We start from the raw sequence: 5,631 nt of genomic DNA, 5'->3' as shown, positions 1-5,631 counted from the left end.
GGCTACTACTGAGATCAGCGGGGCTGGAGAGGTCGGGGACCAGGACTGGGGCTGCCAGCTGGACGGAGAGATCCGGCCGCCGTACAGGGGGAGCTCGATCGGGGCATCCGTGTCGGCGAATTGCGCCCACGGTCGGTTGGTACCCGCGGTTCCCTGCACTCGCACCCGGGTCACGTGGTCGAGGTCGATGGTGGTAAGAAGCACGTCGGAGTTGGTGTCAGCGCTCTCGTCGAGGACGTGGCCCTCCGGGTCGACGACGATGCTCCGACCCCGGCCGACGGGACCTGCGCAATTGACGCTCACGGTGAAGACCTGGTTCACGATCGAGTTGGCGCGGGCGAGCACGAGCTCCTGGGCGCGGTCGTCCGTCGTCGTCTTCACGAGGTTCAGTACCACCTCTGCACCGAGCCACGCGAGATGCCTGGTCACCTCGGGGAACCAGGCGTCATAACAGATGGAGAGGCCGAGCCGCCCGACACCGGGCACATCGAAGACGACGAACCGGTCGCCGGGATCGTACGGTTCGAACGGCCGCCAGGGAAACATCTTGCGGTATGAGGCCACGCGTTCCCCCGTCGGGGCGTACACCACGGCCGTGTTGAAGAGTTCCCCGTTCTGGCCGAGTTCGCACACGCTCCCCGGAACGAGCCAGATGCCTGCCTCCCTGGCGAGCGCTCCGAGGGAATCGCCGAGCGGGCCGTCGAGGGGCTGGGCGGATGCCCTGAGGCTCGCGTTCCGTGCGTCGGCCGACTCAGGTTCTGACGTGACGTCGCCGCGGTCCGCGGGGGAGCCGAAGAGATGCAACTCGGGAAACACCACCACGTCGGCATCGGGGGCTCCGGCAAGCACGGACCGCAGCTCGGCGGCGAACGGCTCGATCGCGGCTCCGATCAGCTGGGGAGCCGCCTGCACGGCGGCCACTTTCAGGGTTCTCATCCTTCGTCCTTCCGAGTTCTCCTAAATTAGATCATTTTGAACATTACCGGCGCGTTTCGTGTCGATTATTGTGGTGTCGTGACCACATCGATACCGGGCGACACTGAAGCGGCGCCATCGGGCCTCGCGGCCCTGACCGCCGCCGCCGTCACCGGGATCACCCGCCTCGCGGCCATCGACACCGTGCGGGCCCGGCTCGCCCTCGCCGTCGACCTCGGCCTGCTCCTGCCCGGGGAGCGTGTCCCGCCCGTCGACGACGTTGCGGAGGCTCTCGCCGTCAGCCCGATCACGGCCCGGCGAGCGCTCGAAAGCCTCGCGGACGACGGCGTGCTCGTGCGCCGCAGGGGCCGAGGCGGCGGAACCTTTGTCGCCGACGTCCCCGCCCACTCGGCCGTCGCCGAGATCCGCAGCTATCTCGCAGACGCCGCCGAAGTACACGATCTCATCGACCGACGGGTGCTCCTCGAGTGCGCCGTCGTGCACCACGCCGCGCTCGCCGCGACGGAATCCGACCTCGCCGTCCTCGACCTGCAGATCACCCGGATGCGGGAGGCCAGAAGCTGGACCGAGTACCACCTGGCCGACGAGAGCTTCCACGTCGGAGTCGCCGTCGCGAGCGGTCTCGACTTCGCCCTTCCCCTCTACCGTGCCGCCCTCGCCGCCCTCTACCGATACTTCCTGCCCTATCCGATCTCCTTCCTGCACGGGGTCAACGACGACCACGCCGACCTCGTTGCCGCGCTCCGCCGCTCCGACCCTGTGGATGCCGTGCGCATCGCCCGCGCGCACGTCGAGGCCCTGCACCACACCATGTTCATGGGGCTGCCGCAGCCACCGAACGATGCCCCGACAGCGGTCACCGCCACGCCCCCCTCCAGGTCTCCTGACCCGCTGCCTGACGCGGCGCCGCACTCCGACGGCTAATCTGGCCCTATGACTTCAGCACCACGCGGCGGAAATCCGCGCGACGACGACGCGCTCGGCTGGGCCGGCGACGACGATCCCACCCTGCAAACCCGGTCGGAGGACGCCGACGCCCGCGAGAACTCGCGCACGCCGGTCGAGTCAGACCCCGTTGCCTCCGCACCGGCCAGCGCTCCGGTCTACGCCGCTTTGCCGGACGGCTGGAGCGTCAAGGGCCCGACCGCTGCGATCGAAGCGGATGCCGCGGCCCGCAACTCGGAACGCTCGCCGATGAGTTCATTCACCCTCATCTCCCTCGGGGTGTTCGGCGGCATCTACCTGCTCTTCACGATCGGCTGGTTCATCGGCGTGAGCCGGATCGACAATCCGCTCGGCGACGCTCTCGCGAGCTTCATGTTCAGCCTCGGAACCTGGCTCGCCGTCGCGGCCCCCGTCGCGTGGTTCGCGGTGACGCTCTGGCTGACCCCGACCCGGCCGCGCGGACGAATCCTCTGGCTGCTCCTCGGCGTCGTGCTGCTCGCTCCGCTCCCGCTCCTCGTGAGCGGAGGGGCCGTCGCATGAGCGAGCCCGTCGCACTCCCGAACCCGTCCGGTCCGGACACGTCCGGTCCCGATGCGTCCGGCACCGGTTCGACCGAGACCGTCGCCGCACCACAGCGCCGCAGGCCTTCCTGGCCGTTCCTGGTCGTCGCCGTCTTCTTCGGACTGTTCTACGCCTGGGATGTCTGGGCGGCCCTCGGGAACCTGATCGGCCTCAACCTCGCCGCCGGGTCCCTCGACACCCAGCTCAGCGGGTTCGGCTGGGGAATCCTGATCGCCGGGGTACTCCTGCCGATCCTGATCTTCCTGCTCGCCGCCCGGATCGGACGGGGCAGGCCAGTGTACGCGCAGGCCGCCCTGTTCCTCGTCGGCCTGGCCCTCGCATCCGCCCTCGCCCTCGATATCTACCAGTTCGGACTCGGCAGCCTGATCGTCTGATCGAGGCGTCGGACCGGGATCGCAGGCTCAGAGAATCGCCAGCACGACGAGGGCGATGAGCGCGACCTGCTCGATGACCCGGGTCCGGAGCGGGATCGCGGCCCGGCCGAAGCGCAGCGGGTCGCGGGCGGCGAACGCGTTGGCCGGGAAGACCGCGATCAGGAAGATCACGAGCATGACTCCGGTGACTCCGGTGGTCGGCGGCCAGAGCAGGCCGAGGCCGCCGAGCATCTCGCAGACGCCCGTGAAGATCACCAGGACGACGGGGCCACGCGCGCCGAAGAATCCCGTGAAGCGGAGTCCCGGCGGGATCATGGCAGCCATCGTGCGCTGGACCACCGGGATGAAGTGGGTGATCCCCGCGCCGAAGAAGAAGACGGCCAGAAGGCAGCGCAGGACGAACTGGAGGGAGTCCAACGTAACAGTGCTCATTGGGGAATATTACGGCCGATAGACTCGACCCAATACTGGCGCCCCACGGTCGCGGCGCGAGCCACAATTGCTGCTGCTATCGGAGGTTCTGTTTTCGTGTCAAAACCAGTCGTTCTTATCGCTGAAGAATTATCACCCGCAACCGTCGATGCACTCGGACCCGACTTCGAGGTCCGCACTGTCGATGGCACGGACCGGCCGGCCCTGCTCGCCGCGCTCGCAACGGCCGACGCCGTGCTCGTGCGCTCCGCGACGAAGGTCGACGCCGAGGCTATCGCGGCTGCACCCCTGCTCAAGGTGATCGCCCGCGCCGGTGTCGGACTCGACAACGTGGACATTAAGGCTGCGACGGCCGCAGGCGTCATGGTCGTCAATGCACCGACCTCGAACATTATCTCTGCCGCAGAACTGACCGTCGGTCACATTATTAGCCTCGCCCGTCACATCCCCGCCGCGAGTGGCGCCCTCGCAGAGGGGCAGTGGAAGCGCTCCAAGTACACCGGTGTCGAACTGTACGAAAAGACCGTCGGCATCATCGGCCTCGGCCGTATCGGCGCCCTCATCGCCGCTCGAATGCAGGCCTTCGGCACGAAGATCATCGCGTTCGACCCGTACATCACCTCCGCCCGTGCGCAGCAGCTCGGCGTTGTGCCCGTGACTCTCGAAGAACTCCTCGCGCAGTCCGACTTCGTGACCATCCACATGCCGAAGACGGCGGAGACGACCGGCATGATCGGAGCCGCGCAGTTCAAGCTCATGAAGCCGACCGCGTTCGTGATCAACGTCGCCCGAGGCGGCCTCATCGACGAAGACGACCTCTACGACGCCCTGACTGCCGGCACCATCGCCGGGGCCGGCCTCGACGTGTTCGTGTCTGAGCCCCCGACCGGGTCGAAGCTCCTCGGCCTGGAAAACCTGATCACCACCCCGCACCTCGGTGCATCGACCGACGAAGCCCAGGAGAAGGCCGGCGTCTCCGTCGCGAAGTCGGTGCGCCTCGCCCTCTCCGGCGAACTCGTGCCGGACGCGGTCAACGTCGCCGGCGGCGTCATCGACCCCTACGTGCGCCCCGGCATCCCCCTCGTCGAGAAGCTCGGCCAGGTCTTCTCCGGCCTCACCGCACAGCGCCCGCTCACAAGCGTGGACATCGACGTGCGCGGCGAGCTCGCCGACTACGACGTGAGCGTGCTGCGCCTTGCGGCACTCAAGGGCATCTTCACGAACGTCGTGAGCGAGACCGTCTCCTACGTGAACGCGCCGCTGCTCGCCGAGCAGCGTGGCATCGCGGTCCGCCTGCTCACCGACAAGGAATCGCCGGAGTACCGCAACGTCATCCAGATTCGTGGCGCCCTCGCAGACGGCTCACAGGTTTCCGTCTCCGGCACCCTGACCGGCACGAAGCAGATCGAGAAGATCGTCGAGATCAACGGGTACGACGTCGAGGTCACCTTCGCCGAGCACCTGATCGTGATGGTCTACACCGACCGCCCCGGAATCGTCGCCGTCTACGGCCGCGAGTTCGGCGACGCCCAGATCAACATCGCGGGCATGCAGATCGCCCGCCACGAGGCCGGCGGCAAGGCGCTGAGCGTGCTGACCGTCGACTCACCCGTCTCGGCGAGCCTGCTCGCCACCGTGCGCGACGCGATCTCGGCCGACGTGATGGTCGAAATCGCCATCACGGAGTAGCGGTCCGGTCGGTCATTCGACCGATCACGGCGAGCAACCGGTCCAGTCTCGCCGCCGACACCACGTCGGCGGCGGGATAGGCCGCGCTCGTGATGGTGGAACCGAAGTACAGTCCGTCACTGATCAACATGATCGCCTCTGCGACGTCCGGATCCCCGACGGTCTCCTCGATCACGGCCAGCCACTGGCGCCGCATTGAGACAACGGCCGTGTTGGCCAGCGGATGCGATCCCTGCGCCAGGCGCACGGCTCCCGCGATGGTGCGGTCCAGGGGAGTGCCCTCGCTCATCGAGGTCCGGATCAGGTAGTCAACGGGTCCGGCCGCCGCAGAGCGGATGCGTACGATGTCGTCGGCCACGAGCTCCTCGAGCCGGGTGAGCAGTCCCCGGACCAGGGCCTCCTTCGACCCGAAATGGTAGAGCAGCCCGCCCTTCGACAGGCCGGCCGCCGCGGCGACACCCTCGAGGGTGGCCGCACGTTCGCCCTGGTCGATGAGGAGCCCGGTGAACGCGTCGAGGACCCGGTCCCGGGTCGGGGAATGGTCGGCTGACCGGAGCGGGGGCTGGACGGGCGAGGGTGTCATGGTGCTACTGTACCGTCTGGACGGTATAGTTTTGTGCCGTCCCCCTTCTGCGACGGGTCCACCCGTCCCCTGCCCGGAAAGTTGTTGCAC

Annotated in this window: 7 protein-coding genes; 4 read left to right on the top strand and 3 right to left on the bottom strand. The window is 67.9% G+C overall.

Features of this window, described 5'->3' with window-relative positions; genetic code table 11:
* Window positions 1–936: carbon-nitrogen hydrolase family protein (locus QN357_RS17470; protein ID WP_323505276.1), on the bottom strand; the 936-nt coding region annotated here is incomplete at its 3' end.
* Window positions 937–1,014: 78 nt separating this feature from the next.
* Here QN357_RS17470 and QN357_RS17465 point away from each other — a divergent pair.
* The 3 genes from QN357_RS17465 to QN357_RS17455 are packed head-to-tail and all read left to right on the top strand — an operon-like array spanning window position 1,015 to window position 2,837.
* The gene (locus tag QN357_RS17465; protein WP_241975377.1) at window positions 1,015–1,860 is read left to right on the top strand and encodes a FadR/GntR family transcriptional regulator; all 846 of its coding nucleotides are present in this window, start codon (window positions 1,015–1,017) and stop codon (window positions 1,858–1,860) included.
* A 9-nt stretch (window positions 1,861–1,869) separates the two neighbouring features.
* Window positions 1,870–2,421, top strand: coding sequence for a DNA polymerase III subunit gamma/tau (locus QN357_RS17460; protein WP_134447373.1), 552 nt, complete (start codon window positions 1,870–1,872; stop codon window positions 2,419–2,421).
* Window positions 2,418–2,837 (top strand): hypothetical protein, encoded by a 420-nt coding sequence (locus tag QN357_RS17455; RefSeq protein WP_322135589.1) that lies wholly within the window; start codon window positions 2,418–2,420, stop codon window positions 2,835–2,837. Before QN357_RS17460 ends, QN357_RS17455 begins: the two co-directional genes overlap by 4 nt.
* Before the next feature lie 27 nt (window positions 2,838–2,864).
* On the opposite strand, the gene QN357_RS17450 is transcribed toward QN357_RS17455, so the two are convergent.
* On the bottom strand, window positions 2,865–3,269 hold the full coding sequence (locus QN357_RS17450) for a hypothetical protein (protein WP_134560902.1): 405 nt from the start codon (window positions 3,267–3,269) through the stop codon (window positions 2,865–2,867).
* A gap of 96 nt (window positions 3,270–3,365) precedes the next feature.
* Between QN357_RS17450 and serA the strand changes: the two genes are divergently transcribed.
* The gene (serA, locus tag QN357_RS17445; protein WP_134447379.1) at window positions 3,366–4,958 is read left to right on the top strand and encodes a phosphoglycerate dehydrogenase; all 1,593 of its coding nucleotides are present in this window, start codon (window positions 3,366–3,368) and stop codon (window positions 4,956–4,958) included.
* On the opposite strand, the gene QN357_RS17440 is transcribed toward serA, so the two are convergent.
* Window positions 4,948–5,541: a TetR/AcrR family transcriptional regulator gene (locus tag QN357_RS17440; protein WP_134560903.1), complete on the bottom strand. Its 594-nt coding sequence runs from the start codon at window positions 5,539–5,541 to the stop codon at window positions 4,948–4,950. The genes serA and QN357_RS17440 overlap by 11 nt on opposite strands.
* Window positions 5,542–5,631 lie beyond the last annotated feature (90 nt).

Source organism: Cryobacterium sp. RTC2.1 (assembly GCF_035018685.1).
Lineage (GTDB): Bacteria > Actinomycetota > Actinomycetes > Actinomycetales > Microbacteriaceae > Cryobacterium > Cryobacterium glucosi.
The sequence above is the reverse complement of the archived record's forward strand: the minus strand, read 5'-3'. Positions and strand labels throughout refer to the sequence as shown.

What these genes read in the sequence shown, in the direction of transcription:
- QN357_RS17440 (WP_134560903.1), bottom strand. Translation starts at nt 5,541, where the DNA reads ATGACACCCTCGCCCGTCCAGCCCCCGCTCCGGTCAGCCGACCATTCC.
- QN357_RS17460 (WP_134447373.1), top strand. Translation starts at nt 1,870, where the DNA reads ATGACTTCAGCACCACGCGGCGGAAATCCGCGCGACGACGACGCGCTC.
- QN357_RS17450 (WP_134560902.1), bottom strand. Translation starts at nt 3,269, where the DNA reads ATGAGCACTGTTACGTTGGACTCCCTCCAGTTCGTCCTGCGCTGCCTT.
- QN357_RS17455 (WP_322135589.1), top strand. Translation starts at nt 2,418, where the DNA reads ATGAGCGAGCCCGTCGCACTCCCGAACCCGTCCGGTCCGGACACGTCC.